Here is a 20576-nt window from a genome sequence, read left to right on the forward strand (position 1 = left end):
AGGCCAATAGTCACCCAGGCCGTCACAGCAGCTTGGTGCCCAGCGGCACCTCGCGGTCGGGCACGCACAGCGCGACCTCGCCGTTCTCGTTGTGGAATCCCGTGACCAGGCATTCCGATCGCATGGGACCGATCTGCTTGCTGGGAAAGTTCAGCACGGCCACCACCTGGCGGCCTATCAGTTCCTCGGGCCGGTACAGCGCCGTGATCTGGGCGCTGGATTTGCGCAGGCCCAGCTCCGGGCCGAAATCGACCTGCAGCACATAGGCGGGGCGGCGCGCCTCCTTGAACACCTGGGCGTTCACGATGCGGCCCACGCGCAGCTCCACCTTGAGGAAGTCGTCAAAGCCAATGTTCTCGTGCAATGCGGATGAAGTAGTCATGCGGCCATGATGCCGCGCCGCCAGTGCCGGCTTTGTCGAGCAACGCTTGCAGTGCCAGGGCACACTGCCCGCCATGAAAAAGGCCGGCATCGCGTCCGATGCCGGCCTGGTGCAGGGCCCTCGACAGGCCCCGCAGCGGTTCGCGCCAGGATTACTTGGCGGCGACCACGCGCACCATTTCCAGGCACTTGTTGGAGTAGCCCCACTCGTTGTCGTACCAGGACACGACCTTCACGAAGGTCTTGTCCAGGGCGATGCCGGCTTCGGCATCGAACACCGAGGTGCAGGACTCGCCGCGGAAGTCCGTGGCCACGACCTTGTCTTCGGTGTAGCCCAGCACGCCCTTGAGCGCGCCTTGCGACTGGGCCTTCATTTCGGCGCAGATCTCTTCGTAGCTGGCTTCGCTGTTCAGCTCCACCGTCAGGTCCACCACCGACACGTCGGAGGTGGGCACGCGGAAGGACATGCCGGTCAGCTTCTTGTTGAGCTCAGGAATCACCACGCCCACGGCCTTGGCTGCGCCCGTGCTGGAGGGAATGATGTTTTCCAGGATGCCGCGGCCGCCGCGCCAGTCCTTGTTGCTGGGGCCGTCCACGGTCTTTTGCGTGGCGGTGGCAGCGTGCACGGTGGTCATCAGGCCGCGCTTGATGCCCCACTTGTCGTTGAGCACCTTGGCCACGGGAGCCAGGCAGTTGGTGGTGCAGGAGGCGTTGGAGATCACGTCCTGGCCGGCGTAGGTCTTGCAGTTCACGCCGAAGACGAACATCGGGGTGCTGTCCTTGGAAGGCGCGGACATGATGACCTTCTTGGCGCCGGCAGCCAGGTGCTTGCGTGCGGTCTCGTCGGTCAGGAACAGGCCGGTGGCCTCGATCACGATGTCGGCGCCGACTTCGTTCCACTTCAGGTTGGCGGGGTCGCGCTCCTGCGTCAGGCGGATGGTCTTGCCGTTGACGATCAGGTTGGAGCCCTCCACCGAGACCTCGCCCTTGAAGCGGCCGTGCACGCTGTCGTACTTGAGCATGTAGGCCAGGTAGTCGGGCTCGAGCAGGTCGTTGATGCCCACGACTTCGATGTCGCTGAAGTTCTGCACGGCAGCGCGGAACACCATGCGGCCGATGCGGCCGAAGCCGTTGATACCGATCTTGATCGTCATATTTGCCTCTTGGATTGACGGATTGCGAAAAACGGAAAAACTGAAACGGTGAGGGCCAGGCCGGGCCTGGCGGGCGGCAAAAAGGGGCCACAGGCCCCTTCTCGCAGCTTTACTTGCCGGCGCGCTGCAGCGCAGCCTGCACGGTGTCGGCCACGTTCTCGGCCGTGAAGCCGAAGTGCTTGAACAGCACGGGCGCTGGAGCCGATTCGCCGTAGGTGTCGATGCCGACGACGGCGGCGCAGCCGTACTTCCACCAGAAGTCGGTCACGCCCATTTCCACGGCGATGCGCGGCAGGTTGGCCGGCAGCACCTGGCTCTTGTACTTGGCGTCCTGCTTGTCGAAGGTGGTGGTGCTGGGCATGGAGACCACGCGCACGGCGACCTTGCGCTCGGCCAGCAGCTTCTGGGCGGCCAGGGCCAGCTGCACTTCGGAGCCGGTGGCGATGATGACGGCCTGGGCCTTCTTGTTCAGGCCGACGGCCTTGGGCTCGGACAGCACGTAGGCGCCGCAGGCGATGTCGTCCAGCGCGTCTTCGGTCTTGGCTGCGTAGGCCAGGTTCTGGCGCGACAGCAGCAGGGCCGTGGGCTTGTTCTTCTGGCTCAGGGCCACGGTCCAGGCGACGGCGGTTTCCGTGGTGTCTGCAGGGCGCCAGACATCCAGGCCAGGGATCAGGCGCAGCGAGGCGGCGTGCTCGATGGACTGGTGGGTGGGGCCGTCTTCGCCCAGGCCGATGGAGTCGTGCGTGAAGACGTGGACCACGCGCTGCTTCATCAGCGCGGCCATGCGGATGGCGTTGCGGCTGTAGTCGCTGAAGGTCAGGAAGGTGCCTGCGTAGGGGATGTAGCCGCCATGCAGGGCGATGCCGTTCATGATGGCGGCCATGCCGAACTCACGCACACCGTAGTTGATGTGGCGGCCGATCTTGCCGTCTTCGGTCAGGACCACGGCACCCTTGTCGTCCACGCGCAGCGAAGGCGTGCTCTTGGTGTTGGTCAGGTTGGAGCCGGTCAGGTCGGCCGAGCCGCCCAGCAGTTCGGGCAGGGCTGCGGTCAGGCCTTCCAGGGCCAGCTGGCTGGCCTTGCGGCTGGCCACGGTGGCGCCTGCGTCATGCGCGTCGGAGGCGATCTGCGCGGCGATCTCGCCGAAGTTGGCAGGCAGGTCGCCGGCCATGCGGCGCGTGAAGTCGGCTGCCAGTTCGGGGAAGGCCTTGGCGTAGGCGGCGAACTTCTTGTTCCAGGCCGCTTCGGCCTTGGCGCCGGCGGCCTTGGCATCCCAGTCGCCGTAGACGCTGGCGGGGATGTCGAAGGGGCCGTGCTCCCAGCCCAGGGCCGCGCGGGTCAGCGCGATTTCCTCGGCGCCCAGGGGCTCGCCGTGGGCCTTGGCCGTGTCCTGGCGGTTGGGCGAGCCCTTGCCGATGCTGGTCTTGCAGCAGATCAGCGTGGGCTTGGAGCTGTTCTTCTTGGCAGCGGCGATGGCGGCATCGAGGGCCTGGACGTTGTGGCCGTCCACGTCGCGGATCACGTTCCAGCCATAGGCTTCGAAGCGGGCGGGCGTGTTGTCGATGAACCAGGGAGCGACCTTGCCGTCGATGGAGATGCCGTTGTCGTCGTACAGCGCCACCAGCTTGCCCAGCTTCCAGGCGCCGGCCAGGGCCGCGGCCTCGTGGCTGATGCCTTCCATCAGGCAGCCGTCACCCAGGAACACGTAGGTGTGGTGGTCGACGATGGCGTGGCCGGGACGGTTGAATTCGGCAGCCAGCAGCTTTTCGGCCAGCGCGAAGCCCACGGCATTGGTGATGCCCTGGCCCAGCGGGCCGGTGGTGGTTTCCACGCCGGGGGTGATGCCCACTTCGGGGTGGCCGGCCGTCTTGCTGTGCAGCTGGCGGAAGTTCTTGAGCTCGTCGATCGGCAGCGCGTAGCCCGTGAGGTGCAGCAGCGCGTAGATCAGCATGGAGCCGTGGCCGTTGGACAGGATGAAGCGGTCACGGTCAGCCCATTGCGGGTTGACGGGGTTGTGCTTGAGGTGACGGCTCCACAGTGCCACGGCCATGTCGGCCATGCCCATGGGGGCGCCGGGGTGGCCGGAGTTGGCTTGTTGAACGGCATCCATTGCGAGTGCGCGGATCGCATTCGCCATTTGTTGAGTGTTGGCCATCAGGGCGCTCCGTGAAGGAGGGGGTAATCAGAATAAGCCGGCCATTTTAAAGGACTGGGGTTTTCGGCTCCCGCGCGCGGGGCAATGGCCGCTGGCAATGGTCTACAGTTGCCCTCCATGACCGCCCAGCCCATCCCGCCGTTCCCCGCCGCCAAGGCGCTTTCCCTCACCGAACAGCCGCCTGCCATGCTGCTGGCCGCAGGCCGTGGCGAGCGCATGCGGCCGCTGACCGACACCACACCCAAGCCCCTGCTGCAGGTGCAGGGCCAGCCGCTGCTGCAGCACCACATGCAGGCGCTGGCCCGGGCGGGCGTGCGCCGCGCGGTGGTCAACACGGGCTGGCTGGGCGCGCAGATTCCGGCGCGATTCGGCCCCCAATTCGTGCCGGACGCCGGTGGCGAGCCGCTGCAACTGGCCTATTCCCCCGAGCCCGAGCAGGCGCTGGAGACCGCCGGCGGCATTGCGCGCGCGCTGCCGCTGCTGGGCGATGTGTTCTGGCTGGCGGCCGGCGACGTCTACGCGCCCGACTTCGATTTTCCGTTCGAGGCGGCCCGCGAATTTGCCGCCAGCGGCCGCCTGGCCCATCTGTGGCTGGTGCCCAACCCCGAGCACCACCCGCGTGGCGACTTCGGTGTGGACGAACTGAGCCTGGCCTGCGACTGGCCCGAGGGCGATGCCCGCCCGCGCCAGACCTACGGCACCATTGCGCTGCTGCGCGCCGAGCTGTTTGCCGCGCCCTGGTGCGACATCCCGCCCGGCAACCCCGAGGGATGGCGCGTGCCGCTGGTACTGCTGCTGCGCCGCGCCATGGCGGCCGGCCAGGTGGGGGCCAGCCTGTACACGGGCCGCTGGACCGACGTGGGCACGCCCGAGCGGCTGGAACGCCTCAACGCGCCGGGCTGATACACCGCGCGTCGGTGAGTGCGGCCTGGCGATCGGCGGCTTGGCGCCCTGCCCGCTGCGCCTGCAGGCAGCGGCGCGCGCTTCGTGATAGCGTCGCCGGTTCGGCGCAGCGGCGCGCCAGAAAGCCTTTCGATGAGCGTGATCCAGTATGTGATGTTCCTGGCCCTGGTGGGCCTGGCGACGTTTTGCCAGAACCTGACGGGCTTTGCCTTCGGGCTGATCTTCGTGGGCGTGGCCGGTGCCACGCACCTGATGGGCATTGGCGATGCGGCCAACGTGGCCTGCCTGCTGTCCGTGGTCAACGGCGTGGCCTACCTGCGCGCCCACCGCCAGGTGCCGCAGTGGTCCCTGCTCAAGCCCATGCTGATCAGCAGCGTCATCGGCGTGATCGGCGGCGTGCTGCTGCTGCAGTGGCTCAGCGGCAATGCGCTGAGCGGGCTGCGCATGCTGCTGGGCCTGGCCATCGTGGCCTGCGCGCTGTTGCTGTTGCTGCAAAAGCAGGTCAACGCGCAGGTGTCGGGGCCGGTGTCGCTGTGGGTGGCCGGTGTGGCCTCGGGGGTGCTGGGCGGACTGTTTGCCACGCCGGGCCCGCCCATGGTCTACCACCTGTACCGCCAGCCGCTGGACCGCCTGGTGGTGCGCCAGTGCCTGTTTGCCATGTTCCTCACCTGCGCGCTGCTGCGCCTGGTGATGGTGGCCTGGGAGGGCGAGATCACCGCCAGCGTGCTGCTGGCGGCGGCCCTGGCCTTTCCCGTGGTGACGGTGGTGACCTGGCTGCACATGCGCCATCCGCCCGCCCTGCCCAAGCGGCTGGTGGAATGGATGGTCTGCCTGCTGCTGGTGCTGTCGGGCACCAGCCTGCTGGTGTCGGGCTGGAACGCCAGCCACCCCCAGCCCGTGGTGCCCGATGACGAGATGGCCATGGCCGTACCCCAGCGGTCCCCGGCTGCGGCCCCCGCGCCGCGCTGACAACAAAAAAGCCCGCCGGGCGGACCGGCGGGCTTTTTTTGAAGGGGAAGGAACCGATCAGTTCACGACCTGCTGCAGCGAACCGGCAGCGTACTTGGCGGCCATCTGCTCCAGCGTGTAGCCCTTGATCTTGGCGCCCTGGCCTTCGCAGCCGAACTCGATGTAGCGGGCCTTGCAGATCTGCTTGGCGGCTTCGCGGGCAGGCTTGAGCCATTCGCGGGCATCGAACTTCTCGGGGTTCTCAGCCAGGAACTTGCGCACAGCGCCGGTCATCGCCAGGCGGATGTCGGTGTCGATGTTGATCTTGCGCACGCCGTGCTTGATGGCTTCCTGGATTTCCTCGACGGGCACGCCGTAGGTTTCCTTCATGGCGCCGCCGTACTGGCGGATGATTTCCAGCAGTTCCTGGGGCACGGAGGAGGAGCCGTGCATGACCAGGTGGGTGTTGGGCAGGCGCGCGTGGATTTCCTTGACGCGCTGGATGGACAGGATGTCGCCCGTGGGCTTGCGCGTGAACTTGTAGGCGCCGTGGCTGGTGCCGATGGCAATGGCCAGCGCATCCAGCTGCGTGGCCTTGACGAACTGGGCCGCTTCCTCGGGGTCGGTCAGCAGGGCCGAGTGGTCGAGCACGCCTTCGGCGCCCACGCCGTCTTCCTCGCCAGCCATGCCGGTTTCCAGCGAGCCCAGGCAGCCGAGCTCACCTTCGACGGTGGCGCCCAGCTTGTGGGCCATTTCCACGACCTTGCGGGTCACGTCCACGTTGTATTCGAAGGAGGAAGGCGTCTTGCCGTCTTCCATCAGCGAGCCGTCCATCATCACCGAGCCGAAGCCCAGGTTCAGCGCGCCCTGGCAGATGGCGGGCGAGGTGCCGTGGTCCTGGTGCATGACCAGGGGGATGTGGGGATACTGCTCGGCAGCGGCCTGGATCAGGTGCTTGATGAAGGGCTCGCCGGCGTACTTGCGGGCGCCTGCGCTGGCCTGCAGGATGACGGGCGCGCCCACTTCGTCAGCGGCCGACATCACGGCTTGCACCTGCTCCAGGTTGTTGACGTTGAAGGCGGGAAGACCGTAGCCGTTTTCGGCAGCGTGGTCCAGCAGTTCGCGCATCGAAACGAGAGGCATGTGTAGGGTCCGTATCAAGTTGTTGAGAGGGGGATGCCCCTGCCGCATGGCAGCCGCCGCTGCGTCATGGGTGCGCTGCGGGGCCACGGCCGGGGGATCGCGGCAGTAACCGCTTGGTAACTGGCGATTTTAACCAGCTGCCGCCAACCCTGTCCCGGGCATTCCCATGCGGTAGCAGGTCGTGAAGCCTTCGGGCGGCGCGGCCTCGCCAAAGCTTCCCTGGTGGGCGCGCAGCACGCGCGCCACGATCTCGTGGCCCAGGTGCAGGCTGTCCACGGGCGCTGCCGCGCGCTCTGCGCCATCGCGGCGGCCGTCGCTACGGCGGCCGTCGTCGCAGACCTGCAGCCAGACCTCGCCGTCGGGCCCCTGCCCGGCCTGGACTTCGATCTGCGTGCCGTGCGGCGTGTGCTTGAGGGCGTTTTCCACTAGGTTGCGCAGCGCCAGCTCCAGCAGCACGGCATTGCCCATCACGCCCAGTGCCTCAGGCGCCTGCACGGACAGGCTGCAGTCGCGCTGCCAGGCCGCCTGCGCATGGGCGGCTACCACCTGCCGGGCCAGCGCGGCCAGGTCCACGGGCACGGGCGGCTCGGCCAGCATGGCGCGGCCGGCGCGCGCCAGTGCCAGCAGCTGGTTGAGCACATGGCCGGCATGCAGCGCGTCCCGGCCTATCTGCGCCAGCGCCTGGCGTTGGGCCGGGGCGTCCATGGCGCCGGCCGGCGCATCGCCCAGGGCCCGCGCCTGCAAGGCGATGGAGGCCAGCGGCGTGCGCAGTTCATGGGCCACTTCGTTGGCCAGGCTGCGCTCGCGCTCCAGCGCCTCCTGCTGGCGGTCCAGCAAGGTGTTGATGGAGTTCACCACGGGCATGAATTCCCGCAGCGCGTGGCGGTGCGAGACGCGCTCGGCCTGGGCCAGGTCCAGGCGCTCCACCTCGCGCGAGAGTTCGTTGAGCGGCCGCATGCCCCGGCGAATGGCCAGCCCCAGCGCCAGCGCCACCACGGGCAGCAGCCACAGGCCGGGCTCGACCATCTGGCCCGCAATGTCGTCGGCCAGTTCGTCGCGCTCCTGCAGCTCGATCATCACGCTGACCTTGCGTGCGTGGTCGCGGCTCCACTGGGTGAAACTGCGCCAGGCGCGGCGCTCCGGGCCCAGGCGCAGGGTGGCAAAGCCCTGCTCGGTGTCGAAGGAGGGCTCGGGCGCATCGCCGGTCCGAGAGATGAGCCGGCCCGAGCCATCCCACAGGGCCACGCTCAGCGACTGCTGGTAGTCGTGGGCCATGAGGCCGGGGGGCTCATGCACGGGCGTGGCTGCTCCCTGGCCTACGGCGCCTGCGACTTCCAGATTGAGCACCAGCGCAGCCACACCGGCCAGGTGGCCGTCGGTGAGCTCGTCGGCCTCGTGCACGCCGGTCTGGTAGCCCAGTGCCACGAAGCTGGCCCAGACCACGACCAGCGCGCCCAGCATCCAAGCCATCAGATGCCAGATCAGCGAGGGGCGGCGGTCCGGCGCGGTGCTCATGTGTTCTCCACGGGCAGGAAGTAGCCCACGCCACGCATGGTGACGATGCTGGCATTGCCCAGCTTCTTGCGCAGGTGGTGGATGTGGACTTCGACGGCATTGCTTTCCACGGCCGTGCCCCAGCTGTAGAGATGTTCCTCGATCTGCTGGCGCGAGAGCACGCGCCCGCGCGCCTGCAGCAGCACCCAGAGCACCGAGAACTCGCGCGGCGACATCTCCACCAGCTTTCCGTCGCGGCGCACGGTGCGCGCGGCCGGGTCGACCTCCAGCTCGCCATGGCGGATCACGGGTGCCGCCTGGCCTCCTGCGCGGCGCAGCATGGCGCGCAGCCGCGCCTCCAGCTCGTCGATGTCGAAGGGCTTGACCAGGTAGTCATCGGCACCCAGGTCCAGCCCGGCGATGCGCTCGCGCACCTGGTCGCGCGCGGTCAGGATGAGCACGGGCGTGTTGGGGTCCGGCAGGGCCTGGCTGTCGCCACCCGGGCGGCGCGGGCCCCGCAGGCGGCGCAGGATTTCGCTGCCGTCGCCATCGGGCAGGCCCAGGTCCAGCAGCACGGCATCGAAGCGCTCCATCTCCAGCGCATGCCAGGCCTCGGCCACGGTGGTGCACACATCGACCGCATAGCGGCGCTGTTGCAGATTGGCCTGCAGGCCTGCGGCAATGCCCGCGTTGTCTTCGACGACCAGTATTCGCATGCGCGCATTGTGCAATGGCCGCTGCCGGCTGCGGCGCCAGACGAGGGCCGCACGCCGGGGCATGCGTTAAGACGGGTTTAAGCCGCGCTTCTCATGCTGCCGGCCATGCCGACACCTGAACCCCGAGATTTCTCCGCAGCCCCCGCGCAGGGCCCCTCCTTCAAAAGCACCCTGCTGTGGACCCTGGCGGCCCTGGCCGTGGTCCTGGCCTGGGATGCCAGCGCCCTGGACCTGTCCATGGCCCGCTGGTTTGGCGACGCCGATGGCTTTGCGCTGCGTTCGGACTGGTTCTTCGTGAACATCGCCCACGAAGGCGCACGCCGCCTGGCCTGGCTGGTGGTGCTGGGCCTGACGCTGTGCGTCTGGCGGCCCGTGGGCCCGCTGCGCCTGCTGCCCCATGGGCGGCGCGTGCAGCTGGTGGCGGGCATCTTGCTGTCGCTGGCCCTGATCTCGCTGCTCAAGTACACCAGCGCGACCAGCTGCCCCTGGGACCTGGCCGAGTTCGGCGGTGTGGCGCGCCACGTCTCGCACTGGTCGCTGGGCCTGGCCGACGGTGGGCCGGGCCGCTGCTTTCCCGCAGGCCACGCCTCGGCAGGCTTCGCCTTTCTGGCCGGGTATTTCGCGCTGCGCCGCCATGCACCGCGCGCAGCCTGGATCTGGCTGGCCGTCTCGCTGGCCGCAGGCCTGCTGATGGGCCTGGCCCAGCAGATGCGCGGCGCCCATTTCATGAGCCACACGCTGTGGACCGGCTGGCTGTGCTGGACGGCGGGCTGGCTCTTCGACCTGGCGGTCACGCGTGCGCTGCGAACCCGGGGCAGCGCGCCTGACTCCCTGTGGCCCGCCGCCAGCCTTCCGCCTTCCACTCCCTGATCGAGCATTTCCATGCTGCCCCTGGACCCCGCCCTGTTCACGCTGCTGAACGCCAACGCGCAAACGCCCGCCATCTCGATCGAGGCGGCGCGCGCCATCTCCTCCTGGCTTCCCTCGCTGTGCGCCGTTCCCGTGATGGCCGGGCTGCTGCGCGGCTCGCCCGCCCTGCGCCGCACGCTGGTGCTGGCCCTGCTGTCCATGCTGGCCGCCTGGGCCGTGGCGCGGCTGATCCGCTGGGGCTTCCCGGCGCCGCGTCCTGCCCAGCTGGGCATGGGCGTGCAATGGGTGGAACACGCGCTGCGGTCCAGCTTTCCGAGCATGCACGCCACGGGCGCCTTTGCCCTGGCCCAGGCGCTGACCCTGGGCTGCACGCGCCACCGCCGCTGGGTCATGGTGTCAGCCTGGTCGCTGGCCCTGGGCATGGGCTGGAGCCGCGTGCACCTGGGCGTGCACTTCCCGTCCGATGTGGTCGGCGGCGCCATCGTGGGCATCTGCAGCGCCACCCTGGTCTGGCATGCCGCGCTGTGGCGCCGCCTTGCCGTCATGCCCAACCTGCTGCCCTACAACGCACGAACCCACTCAGGCAGGCCCCAATAGACCATGGCGAAGGCATAGCGCACGGCACATAAAACTGGCGCCCCCCAGAACGAGGGACACCGAGCAAGGGCCGCCCCGCCGCGAGGGTGTCGTCCCCCCCGCGTAGCGAGAGGGGGAAGGCGCGAAGCGCCTCAGGGGGTTAGTTCACACGACATATCTTGAGCATGTTGGTGCCACCGGGCTGGCCCATGGGCTCGCCGCAGGTGATGGCATAGACATCGCCGCTTTGCACGATGTTGCGCGCGCGCAGATGGCCTTCGGCCTGGTCCAGCGCGGTGTCGCGGTCGGCGCTGGTGTCCATGAGCAGGGGGCGCACGTTGCGGTACATGGCCATCTTGCGCTGCGTGGAGATCTTGGGCGTGAGCGCGTAGATGGGGATGTGGATGCGGTGGCGGCTCATCCACAGCGCGGTGGAGCCGCTGTCCGTCATGGCGACGATGGCCTTGGCACCCAGGTGGTGGGCCGTGAACAGCGCGCCGATGGCGATCGACTGGTCGATGCGCGAGAACTGGCGGCCGGTGAACTCGGCATCGCTGTCCGGGTCTTCGGCGGCTTCTGCGGCGGCGCAGATCTTGGCCATTTCCTGCACGGTCTCCAGCGGGTACTTGCCGGCGGCGGTCTCGGCGCTGAGCATGACGGCGTCCGTGCCGTCCAGCACGGCGTTGGCCACGTCGCTGACCTCGGCGCGCGTGGGCACGGGGTTGGTGATCATGCTCTCCATCATCTGCGTGGCGGTGATCACGAACTTGTCCATGTCGCGCGCCATGCGGATCATCTTCTTTTGCAGCGCGGGCACGGCCGCGTTGCCCACTTCCACGGCCAGATCGCCACGGGCGACCATGATGCCGTCGGAGACATGCAGGATCTCTTCCAGGCGCGGAATGGCCTCGGCGCGCTCGATCTTGGCGATCAGGCCGGGCTTGTGGCCGTACTGGGCCGCAGCCACGTTGCACAGCTGGCGCGCCATCTCCATGTCGGTGGCGTTCTTGGGAAAGCTCACGGCCACGTAGTCGGCCTGGAAGCTCATGGCGGTCTTGATGTCCTCCATGTCCTTGGCCGTCAGCGCCGGGGCCGTCAGGCCGCCGCCCTGCTTGTTGATGCCCTTGTTGTTGGATAGCTCGCCGCCCAGCTTGACGGTGGTGTGCACCTCGTCGCCGCGCACATGGTCCACGGTGAGCACGATCAGGCCGTCGTTGAGCAGCAGCACATCGCCGGGCTTCACGTCGCGCGGCAGCTCCTTGTAGTCCAGGCCCACGCCGCCCAGGTCGCCGGGCGCTGTGCGCGATGCGTCGAGCACGAAGCGCGCGCCGGGCTCCAGCATGACCTTGCCTTCGGCGAACTTGCCGACGCGGATCTTGGGGCCCTGCAGGTCGGCCATGATGGCCACCTCGCGGCCTGCGCGCTGGGCCGCCTCGCGCACCATGGTGGCGCGGTCGATGTGGTCCTGCGCCTTGCCGTGGCTGAAATTCAGGCGCACCACGTTGACGCCTTCACGCACCATCTGTTCCAGCAGTTGCGGGTCGCTGGAAGCGGGGCCCAGGGTGGCGACGATCTTGGTGGCACGGCGGACTTGCATGGAATGTCTCTCGCTCAGGGTTTGTAATCGGGTTTCAATTCTCACACGAATGCGGTTACATGAAGGCAACATTCCGGCATGTGGCCAGGGGCTGAAAGCCAGGCCCCAGGCACCCCGCAGATCGCGCAGGCGCGGCACGCAGCGCATCGCAAAGCACCGTGGCGTCTGGCCTTTGCCGCTATGGGTTTTGATGCTGCAGCGCAGCATCGCCGGCGCAGGCACGCCGCCATGCCTGCCGCCTGTGAAAGCAGTTTTGCCCGGGACGTTCGCAATGCCTGCCGCCCGCGTGTCGAACCCGCGACAGCCTCGCGCCCCTCCTGGCGTTTGAATGCCCTGCGCGCCTTGTTCGACAAACCAACGACAGGAGACAGACATGGGACATGCCCACGACCATGGACACACGCACGACGACGCCCCGCTGATGGAGGATCTGCTCAGGAACGCCCCCAGCAACTGGGGCCGCTGGGGACCCGACGACGAGGTCGGGGCGCTGAACTTCCTCACGCCCGCCGAGGTGCTGCGCGGCGTGTCCCACATCCGCTCGGGCGAGACGTTCACGCTGCAGCGCCTGATCGGCGACCCGCGCGGCGATCCGGTCTGGCCCGGCCGCACACCGGCCGAGCGCACCATGGTGTTTGACGAGTCCAGCTGGGACGGCCCCGATGCACCCCGGTTCCCCGGCGGCCTGCACTATGCCGATGACAAGCTGGACGCCTTCCTGCAGGGATCGACCCAGTACGACGCGCTGGGCCATGTCTGGTACGGCGGGCGCATCTGGAATGGCTATGACGCACGCACCACCGTCGGCGGGCTCGACAAGGCCAGCGTGGAGGCGCTGGGCGCGCGCGGCATCGTGGGGCGCGGCGTGCTGCTGGACATGGCACGCCACCGCGGCAAGGCAGCGCTGGAGCGTGCCGAGACCTTCACGCACGAAGACCTGATGGCCTGCGCCAAGGCCCAGGGGCACACCATAGAAAAGCACGACATCCTGATCGTGCGCACCAATTTCCTGTCGGGCTTCTACGAAGACCAGGCGAGCTTCTACAACGACTTCTGCGAGCCCGGCCTGACCTACTCGCCCGAACTCGTGGACTGGTTCCATGCGATGGAGATCCCCAACCTGGTCACCGACACCATCGCCAACGAAGTCACCATGGACCCCGTGCATGGCGTGGCCCTGCCGCTGCACTGCGCGCTGATGCGCAACCTGGGCGTGACGCTGACCGAGATCTGCGACCTGGAGGCCCTGGCCGACAGCTGCGCGCGCGACGGCCGCTACACCTTTCTGTACGTGGCCGCGCCGCTGAAGATCCACCGCGCCACGGGCTCGCCCGTCAATCCCGTGGTGATCAAATGAGCGCGGCCCCATCGCACGACAGGCCCTGGCTGGGCCTTTACGCTCCGGGCCAGCCGGCCGAGATGCGGCCGCAGTTCAGCAGCATGCTCGACCTGTTCGAAGCCTCGCTGGCTGCGGCACCCGGCTGCGCCATCGTGCGCTACTTCGACGGCGGGCTGAACCTGCGCGAACTCGACCAGGCCGCCAGCGCGCTGGCCCATGCGCTGCAGGCGCGGGGCTTTGCGGCCGGCGACCGGCTGGCCCTCTATACGCAGAACAATCCGGCCTTCGTCATCGGCCTGGTGGCGGCCTGGAAGCTGGGCGGTATCGCCGTGCCGGTCAATCCCATGAACCGGCAGCGCGAGCTGCACTACATCCTGCACAACGCGGGCGCCCAGGCCCTGCTGTGCCTGGACCAGCTGTACCTGGACGTGGCCCGCGAGGTGCATGCGGCCGGCGGCCTGCCGCTGGCCACCGTGGTCACCACATCGGCGCTGGACTGGCAGACGCGCGGCGATGCGCGCGTGCTCGGCGACGGTCCGCGCCTGCCCGTGGCCGATGGCACGCTGGACCTGCTTGCGCTGGTGCAGGCCGGCGGCCAGCCCGCGCCGCTGGCGCGCCGGCCCGCGGCGGGCGATACGGCCGTGATCACCTACACATCGGGCACCACGGGCCAGCCCAAGGGCGCCATGAACACGCATGGCAACCTGGCCTTCAACGCCCAGACCTACCGCGACTGGATAGGCATCACGGCGGACGACAGCGTGCTGGGCCTGGCGCCGCTGTTCCACATCACCGGCCTGGTCGGCCATGTGGCCCTGGCCCTGCTGGTGCCCTGCCCGCTGGTGCTCAGCCACCGCTTCCATCCCGAGACCATGCTCGAATCCATGCGCGAGCACCGGCCCAGCTTCACCATCGGCGCCATCACCGCCTTCGTGGCGCTGATGAACCACCCGGGCGTCTCGCGCGAGGATTTCCGCAGCTTCAAGGCCTTGTACTCGGGCGGCGCGCCCATTGCGCCGGCCGTGATCCAGGCCTTCGAGCAGCTGTCGGGCCTGGCCATCCACAACGCCTTCGGCATGACCGAGACCTGCTCGCCCACGCACTTCGTGCCGCTGGGCGCGCGGGCGCCGGTGGACCAGGCATCGGGTGCGCTGTCCATCGGCGTGCCGGTCTATGGCACGGTGGTGCGCATCATCGACGACCAGCACCGCGAGGCCGCGCCGGGCGAGATCGGCGAGATCGTCTCGGCCGGCCCGCAGATCATGTCCGGCTACTGGAACCTGCCCGAAGCCACGGCCGACGCCATGTTCGAGGGCGGGCTGCGCACGGGCGACGTGGGCTTCATGGACGAGCGCGGCTGGTTCTACCTGGTGGACCGCAAGAAGGACATGATCAACGCCGCCGGCTACAAGGTCTGGCCGCGCGAGGTCGAGGACGTGCTCTACACCCATCCCGCCGTGCGCGAGGCCGCCGTCATCGGCGTGCCAGACGACTACCGGGGCGAGACCGTCAAGGCCGTGGTCTCGCTGAAAGCGGGCCGGCAGGCCGCGCCCGAGGAACTCATCGCCCATTGCAAGGCGCACATGGCCGCCTACAAGGTGCCGCGCATCGTCGAGCTGCGCGAGGAACTGCCCAAGACCGTGACCGGAAAGATTCTGCGCAGGCAGCTGCGCTGAGTCCTCCTGCATCGCTCTGCAGAATCAGACGGGGCCGCATTGACCCGGCAGGCGGCCCCTCCCTAGCATCGCCTGTTCATATCTGCGGCCCCCCGGGTTCGCAGGCAGCAGCCAGAACATCCGGTGCCCCTTGGTTTCGCATGCTCAGCCAACCCATCCACCGCTTTGCCATGCCACCAGAAAATCCAACATGCTCGACCGGAGACATTTTGTTCTGAGCGCCCTCGCTTCCTCGGCGCTGACCGCCTGCGGCGGCGGCGCACCCGCCAACCGCTACCTCCAGACACCCCTGCTCGCCAGCCATGCCGGCTACGGCGCGCGCTTCACGGAACCCGACTTCGTCAACGGCTGGGGCATTGCCATCCGCCCGGCCGGCGCAGGCGGCCATTTCTGGATTGGCGGCGGTGGCACTTCCTGGCAATTCCTGGGTGACGTCTCGCGCTCGTCCGAGCCAAGCCTGCGCACACTGCGCCAGGACGGCCTTCGCAAGGTGGCCGTGCCCCAGTCCGACTCCCGGATCGACGACGGCAGCGCAGGCAAGGTCACTGGCGTGGTCTACCACGGCGCGCCCCTGGAATCCCACCTGTTCCGCGTGCGCAGCCAGCCCGCAGGCGGGCGCCTGCTCGACGGCGCGGCGCGCTTTGTCTTCGTGACCGACAGCGGCAGCGTCAGCGCCTGGACCGAGCGCGACGCCGAGACGGGCGCCATCGTGCGCGTGGACGGCCCAGCCGTCGAGGTCTTCGATGGCACAGGCCGGGGCATGGCCTTCTTCGGCGCGGCCCTGCATACGGGCCGCTGGGACCGTCTGTGGCTGGCCGATTTCGGCGACCAGCCTCAGATCCGCACACTGGACGCGCAGTGGCAGCTCACCCCCACCCAGGGCTTCGTCAACCCCTTCGCCAGCGGCCCTGCCGGCGTTGCCAGACCTGGCGATCCCGTGCCGTTCAACATCCAGGTTGTCAACGACGGCTCAAGAGACCGCGTCTTCGTGCTCTACGCCATGAGCCAGCCCGACCCCGAGGACGCCAGCGCCTTCTTCGCGGGTGAGGAAGATGCCATGGATGCAGAGCGCGAGGCCGCAACCGGCAACCGCCCCGCGCGCGGCAAGCTGGCCGAGTTCGATCTGGACGGGCGCCTGCAGCGGATCTATTCAGACGATGGCAGGCTCAACGCGCCCTGGGGCGTGGCCATCGCACCGCCCGACTTCGGGCCGCTATCGGGCCGGTTGCTGGTGGGCAACTTCGGCGGCGCGGGCCGCATCTGCGCCTTCGACCTGGACAGCGGCAGCTATGTGGACGAGCTGCGCGATGGCCAGGACCGCCCGGTCGCCATACCGGGCCTGTGGGCGCTGCAGTTCGGCAACGGTGTGGCCCTGGGCGACAGCAATGCCCTGTACTTCGCGGCCGGCCCCAAGGATGAGACCGAAGGCTTGTTCGGCTCGCTGAGGTTTGGCTAGAGTCACACCAGCCCGTGCGAGAGCAGATAGGTGATCGCATGGGCCACCATGGCCGCCTCCAGGCCATAGCGCCAGAACAGGAAGCCGCCCACGGCGCCGTGGACGATTTCGAACAGCAGCAGCTGCAGCACCAGCCCGTCCGACAGGCCGCCCCAGGTACCCCAGGCCAGCGCCAGCTGCAGCAAGCCCCAGAGCAGGGCCGACAGCATCACCGACCACCAGCCCAGCATCCAGCCCGGGCGGCGGTCGGTGCGCCCGCTCAGCCGCCACAGCAGCCACATCACCAGCGTCATGCCGCCCAGGCGCATCACCAGCTCGGCCGTGATGCCCGCGTACAGGATCTTGGCACCCAGCGGCATGGCGTAGACGGGGTCGATCAGGGTCAGGTCGTCGGGCCAGGCCAGGGCCAGGGTCACCAGCCAGGCCGCGCCGACCACGCCGCCGGCCAGCCCCGGCAACGTAAGGTAGCGCACGGCACGCTGGGGCGAACGCCCGGCCACCCAGGTGGTCAGCAGCGGTGCGGACAGGCCCAGCCTTGGCCCCAGCCACACCCCGACGCCCACGGGCAGGGCCAGCAGCGCGGCCATCACGCCAATGCCGGCCAGCGGCGTGGCCAGCGGCTCCACGGGCAGACCCAGCAGGCGCATCCAGTCGGGCAGCACGAACCAGGCCATGGCCGCCACGCCGGGCAGGCCCAGCAGCCAGAGCACCGTGAAGATGCGCCAGCTCAGCCGCGGCAGCGCGGGCGGGACATAGGCCGATGGGGCGGGCATGAGGGTGGACACGGGGCCGGTGGTGGGCAGGCTGGCGTTGTCAGTCACGCATCAAGGCTTCTATCTCGTCGGGCTCCACGGGCACGCCGCGCGTGATCAGCTCGCAGCCCGTCTCGGTGACGATGGCATCGTCCTCGATGCGGATGCCGATGTTGTGGAACTGCTCGGGCACGCCGGCCGCAGGGCGCACGTAGATGCCCGGCTCGATGGTGGTGCACATTCCCGGGCGCAGGATGCGGCTGGGGCGGTTGGTGATGGTCTCGCCCGACAGCGGGTCCTTGCGCTCGTGCGACTGGCCCAGCTCCGAGGGCTCCACATAGCTGCCGCAGTCGTGCACGTCCATGCCCAGCCAGTGACCCGTGCGGTGCATGTAGAACTGGAAGAAGGCGCGCTGCTCGATCACGTCCTGGGCATTGCCATAGACCTTTTTGTCCAGCAGGCCCAGGTCCAGCATGCCCTGCGCCAGCACGGCCACGGTGGCGTCGTGCGGATCGTTGAAGCGCGCGCCGGCACGCGTGGCCGCCACGGCGGCCTTCTGGCTTTCCAGCACCAGCTCGTAGAGCGCGCGCTGCGGGCCGGTGAAGCGGCCATCGGCGGGGAAGGTGCGCGTGATGTCGCTGGCGTAGCCGTCGAGCTCGCAGCCCGCGTCGATCAGCACCAGCTCGCCCGCATGCACGGGCGCCTTGTCGGCCTGGTAGTGCAGCACGCAGGCGTTGGCGCCGGCTGCCACGATGGAGCCGTAGGCCACGTACTGCGAGCCCTGCTGGCGGAATTCATGCAGCAGTTCGGCGTCGAGGTGGTATTCGCGCACCTCCTGGCCTGCGCGCAGCATGCGTGCCGAGCGCTGCATGGCGCGGATATGGGCCTGGGCGCTGATGGCGGCGGCGCGGCGCATGATGTCCTGTTCATGCGCGTCCTTGACCAGGCGCATCTCGTCCAGCAGCGTGCACAGGTCGCCCTGCTCGGCCGGGCACAGCGCGCCGAAGCGCACGCGCGCGCGCACCTGGCCCAGCCAGCCTTCCACGCGCACGGCCAGGCCTTCATGCGTGGCGAACGGATACCAGAGGCGGCCCCGGTTCTCCAGCAGGCGCGGCAGGCGCGTATCGATCTCGGCGCTGGAGAACGCCTGGCTCACGCCCAGCGTGGCCACGGCGGCCTCGGGGCCCAGGCGGATGCCGTCCCAGATTTCGCGCTCCAGGTCCTTGGGCTGGCAGAACAGCACGCTGGTGCCGTCCGCGGCCAGCACCAGGCAGGCATTGGGCTCGGCAAAGCCGGTCAGGTAGTAGAAGTAGCTGTCGTGGCGGTACAGGTAGCCGGTGTCCCGGTTGCGCTGGCGCTCGGGAGCGGTGGGAATGATGGCGATGCCGCCAGCGCCCAACTGGGCGGCCAAGCGTGCGCGGCGTTGAGCGTAAACAGATGTCATACAGCTATCGTACTGCCGTCCGGGGTTCTCCACAGTCCCCTGAACAGGGGAACTTGGGGGTCGGACAGCAGGCGTCAGGCTGGATTCAGTGCAGGCGCCGTCACTGCCCCAGGGCGCGCCGGTTCCAGGGCGCCTTCATCAGAACGCGCGCCAATCCGCAAAAGCCCGTGGCACCGGCCACGATCAGGCCGCAGCCCACGAAGGCCGACAGCAGGTGCCACCACGGGGACACCGTGGCGCCGAGCACGGCGCCCAGCAGCGCCAGCCCGCCCGCGCCCAGTTGCACCTGGCGCTGCAGCTCCATCGGCTGGCTGTCGCGCAGCACGGGCAGGCCTTGTGCCTTCCAGGCGTCCAGGCCGCCGTCGAGCACATGGCCGGCACAGCCGGGCGGCAAGGCTGCCGCCAGGGCCTGGGCGTTGAGACGCGTGCGGTGGCCGGAGCGGCAGTGAAAGACCACGGCGGCGGGCGCGCCGGCAAGGGCTCCCGCCGCCAGGCGGTCCATGGGCATGCTGCGTGCGCCGCCTATGCGTTCGCGCGCATGTTCGTCCGGCGCGCGGATGTCGATGAGCCAGGCGCCCTGCTCCTGCATCTGGCGGGCGGCTTGGGAGGAGACGGAGGAAAGGGACATGGATCAGCTCCTTGGGAACAGAGGATTTCAGGCGCAGAAGATGCTCTTGAGCGTGGCCACCAGCTTTTGCACATCGGGATTGGCGATGCGGTAGTACAGCGTCTGCGACTCGCGGCGGTAGGCGACCAGACCCTCTTCGCGCATGCGGGCCAGATGCTGGGACAGGGCCGACTGGCTCAGCGGGATCTGCTGCAGCAATTCGCCCACGGACAGCTCGCCATGCTCGATCAGCAGGCACAGCACCAGCAGGCGCCTCTCGTTGCCCACGGCGCGCAGCAGCGCGGCGGCACGTGCAGCGCCCTGCTGCAAAAAGGCCTGTTCGGGAGAGAGCGTCGGTTCGGTCATGGTTGATCAAGAACAATCTAATTTAGCAAATTCTAATATAATTACCGACAGGCTGCACAGCCATCGAACCAGGAGTGCCTTCATGACATCACCGCTGCGCATTGCACCGTTCTTCGACGCCAACACCCACACCGTGACCTACCTGGCCTGGGACGCGGACACGGCCGAGGCCGCCGTCATCGACCCCGTGCTCGACTACGACCACGCCAGCGGCCAGGCCCACACCGGCTCGGCCGATGCCGTGCTGGACGCCGCGCAGGCCCAGGGCCTGCGAGTGCGCTGGATTCTGGAAACCCATGCCCATGCCGATCACCTCAGCGCAGCCCCGTACCTGCGCGAGCGCACGGGCGCCCCGATTGCCGTGGGCGAGCACATCCGCGAGGTGCAGCGCATCTTCCGCCCCGTCTTCAACCTGCCCGCGTCCGGCGGCGACCAGCCCTTCGACCGGCTGCTGGCCGACGGCGACAGCCTGCCGCTGGGCGGGCTGCGCATCGAGGTGATGCACACGCCCGGCCATACGCCGGCCTGCGTGTCCTACCGCATCGCGGACGCGGTCTTCGTGGGCGATACGCTGTTCATGCCCGACTACGGCACGGCGCGCGCCGACTTCCCCGGCGGCGATGCGGGCACGCTGTTCCGCTCCATCCAGCGCCTGCTGGCCCTGCCGCCCGCCACGCGGTTGTTCATGTGCCATGACTACAAGGCGCCGGGCCGCGACCACCATGCCTGGGAAACCACGGTGGACGCGCAACGCGCCGGCAATGTGCATGTGCACACGGGCGTGGACGAGGCCAGCTTCGTTGCCATGCGCAACCAGCGAGACGCCACGCTGTCCGCGCCCGCCCTGCTGCTGCCGGCCATCCAGGTCAACATGCACGCAGGCCATTGGCCTGCGGCCGAGGCCAATGGCGTGCACTACCTCAAAATCCCGCTGCGCATGAAGCACCGTCCCCAGGCAGCGGACGCAAAGCAGGCGTAGAGTCGTCCGTTGCCTCTCCC

General features: G+C 68.7%; 19 protein-coding genes. 8 read left to right on the forward strand and 11 right to left on the reverse strand.

What is annotated here, in order from left to right:
• Window positions 1–22: 22 nt before the first annotated feature.
• The 3 genes from DELCS14_RS27615 to tkt all read right to left on the reverse strand — a co-directional run bounded on the left by DELCS14_RS27615 (window position 23) and on the right by tkt (window position 3690).
• Complete coding sequence (locus DELCS14_RS27615; RefSeq protein WP_013804525.1) at window positions 23–382, reverse strand: tRNA-binding protein; 360 nt, start codon at window positions 380–382, stop codon at window positions 23–25.
• A gap of 151 nt (window positions 383–533) precedes the next feature.
• Window positions 534–1535, reverse strand: coding sequence for a type I glyceraldehyde-3-phosphate dehydrogenase (gene gap / locus DELCS14_RS27620; RefSeq protein ID WP_012202871.1), 1002 nt, complete (start codon window positions 1533–1535; stop codon window positions 534–536).
• Between the two features lie 109 nt (window positions 1536–1644).
• Complete coding sequence (gene tkt / locus DELCS14_RS27625; protein ID WP_012202870.1) at window positions 1645–3690, reverse strand: transketolase; 2046 nt, start codon at window positions 3688–3690, stop codon at window positions 1645–1647.
• Between the two features lie 117 nt (window positions 3691–3807).
• On the opposite strand from tkt, the gene DELCS14_RS27630 reads away from it, so the two are divergent.
• Complete coding sequence (locus tag DELCS14_RS27630; protein ID WP_013804526.1) at window positions 3808–4593, forward strand: nucleotidyltransferase family protein; 786 nt, start codon at window positions 3808–3810, stop codon at window positions 4591–4593.
• 132 nt (window positions 4594–4725) lie between these two features.
• Window positions 4726–5562, forward strand: a complete 837-nt coding sequence (locus DELCS14_RS27635) for a sulfite exporter TauE/SafE family protein (RefSeq protein WP_013804527.1) — start codon at window positions 4726–4728, stop codon at window positions 5560–5562.
• A 57-nt stretch (window positions 5563–5619) separates the two neighbouring features.
• Here DELCS14_RS27635 and fba read toward each other — a convergent pair whose 3' ends face one another.
• The 3 genes from fba to DELCS14_RS27650 all read right to left on the reverse strand — a co-directional run bounded on the left by fba (window position 5620) and on the right by DELCS14_RS27650 (window position 8894).
• Window positions 5620–6684: a class II fructose-bisphosphate aldolase gene (gene fba / locus DELCS14_RS27640; protein WP_013804528.1), complete on the reverse strand. Its 1065-nt coding sequence runs from the start codon at window positions 6682–6684 to the stop codon at window positions 5620–5622.
• A gap of 129 nt (window positions 6685–6813) precedes the next feature.
• On the reverse strand, window positions 6814–8199 hold the full coding sequence (locus DELCS14_RS27645; protein WP_013804529.1) for a two-component sensor histidine kinase: 1386 nt from the start codon (window positions 8197–8199) through the stop codon (window positions 6814–6816).
• Window positions 8196–8894, reverse strand: a complete 699-nt coding sequence (locus DELCS14_RS27650; protein ID WP_013804530.1) for a response regulator transcription factor — start codon at window positions 8892–8894, stop codon at window positions 8196–8198. Before DELCS14_RS27650 ends, DELCS14_RS27645 begins: the two co-directional genes overlap by 4 nt.
• Before the next feature lie 93 nt (window positions 8895–8987).
• Between DELCS14_RS27650 and DELCS14_RS27655 the strand changes: the two genes are divergently transcribed.
• Both DELCS14_RS27655 and DELCS14_RS27660 read left to right on the forward strand, forming a co-directional pair.
• Window positions 8988–9764 (forward strand): phosphatase PAP2 family protein, encoded by a 777-nt coding sequence (locus tag DELCS14_RS27655; RefSeq protein WP_013804531.1) that lies wholly within the window; start codon window positions 8988–8990, stop codon window positions 9762–9764.
• Between the two features lie 12 nt (window positions 9765–9776).
• Complete coding sequence (locus DELCS14_RS27660) at window positions 9777–10361, forward strand: phosphatase PAP2 family protein (RefSeq protein WP_013804532.1); 585 nt, start codon at window positions 9777–9779, stop codon at window positions 10359–10361.
• Between the two features lie 139 nt (window positions 10362–10500).
• Here the strand turns inward: DELCS14_RS27660 and pyk are convergent, their stop codons facing one another.
• Window positions 10501–11937: a pyruvate kinase gene (pyk, locus tag DELCS14_RS27665; protein WP_012202862.1), complete on the reverse strand. Its 1437-nt coding sequence runs from the start codon at window positions 11935–11937 to the stop codon at window positions 10501–10503.
• Between the two features lie 373 nt (window positions 11938–12310).
• On the opposite strand from pyk, the gene DELCS14_RS27670 reads away from it, so the two are divergent.
• The 3 genes from DELCS14_RS27670 (at window position 12311) to DELCS14_RS27680 (ending at window position 16408) form a co-directional block, all read left to right on the forward strand.
• The gene (locus tag DELCS14_RS27670; RefSeq protein ID WP_013804533.1) at window positions 12311–13294 is read left to right on the forward strand and encodes a cyclase family protein; all 984 of its coding nucleotides are present in this window, start codon (window positions 12311–12313) and stop codon (window positions 13292–13294) included.
• The gene (locus tag DELCS14_RS27675; protein WP_013804534.1) at window positions 13291–14952 is read left to right on the forward strand and encodes an AMP-binding protein; all 1662 of its coding nucleotides are present in this window, start codon (window positions 13291–13293) and stop codon (window positions 14950–14952) included. Before DELCS14_RS27670 ends, DELCS14_RS27675 begins: the two co-directional genes overlap by 4 nt.
• A 190-nt stretch (window positions 14953–15142) precedes the next feature.
• Window positions 15143–16408 (forward strand): TIGR03118 family protein, encoded by a 1266-nt coding sequence (locus DELCS14_RS27680; protein WP_012202859.1) that lies wholly within the window; start codon window positions 15143–15145, stop codon window positions 16406–16408.
• Between the two features lie 2 nt (window positions 16409–16410).
• On the opposite strand, the gene DELCS14_RS27685 is transcribed toward DELCS14_RS27680, so the two are convergent.
• The 4 genes from DELCS14_RS27685 to DELCS14_RS27700 form a co-directional block, all read right to left on the reverse strand.
• Window positions 16411–17229, reverse strand: a complete 819-nt coding sequence (locus DELCS14_RS27685; protein ID WP_012202858.1) for a hypothetical protein — start codon at window positions 17227–17229, stop codon at window positions 16411–16413.
• Window positions 17222–18604: an aminopeptidase P N-terminal domain-containing protein gene (locus DELCS14_RS27690; protein WP_043796504.1), complete on the reverse strand. Its 1383-nt coding sequence runs from the start codon at window positions 18602–18604 to the stop codon at window positions 17222–17224. The genes DELCS14_RS27685 and DELCS14_RS27690 overlap by 8 nt, the downstream gene beginning before the upstream one ends.
• Window positions 18605–18704: 100 nt before the next feature.
• Complete coding sequence (locus DELCS14_RS27695; protein ID WP_013804536.1) at window positions 18705–19232, reverse strand: rhodanese family protein; 528 nt, start codon at window positions 19230–19232, stop codon at window positions 18705–18707.
• A gap of 27 nt (window positions 19233–19259) precedes the next feature.
• The gene (locus DELCS14_RS27700; RefSeq protein ID WP_012202855.1) at window positions 19260–19577 is read right to left on the reverse strand and encodes a metalloregulator ArsR/SmtB family transcription factor; all 318 of its coding nucleotides are present in this window, start codon (window positions 19575–19577) and stop codon (window positions 19260–19262) included.
• 82 nt (window positions 19578–19659) lie between these two features.
• Between DELCS14_RS27700 and DELCS14_RS27705 the strand changes: the two genes are divergently transcribed.
• Complete coding sequence (locus DELCS14_RS27705; protein ID WP_013804537.1) at window positions 19660–20556, forward strand: MBL fold metallo-hydrolase; 897 nt, start codon at window positions 19660–19662, stop codon at window positions 20554–20556.
• Window positions 20557–20576: the final 20 nt, after the last annotated feature.

It is taken from the genome of Delftia sp. Cs1-4, assembly GCF_000214395.1.
GTDB classification, from domain to species: domain Bacteria; phylum Pseudomonadota; class Gammaproteobacteria; order Burkholderiales; family Burkholderiaceae_C; genus Comamonas; species Comamonas acidovorans.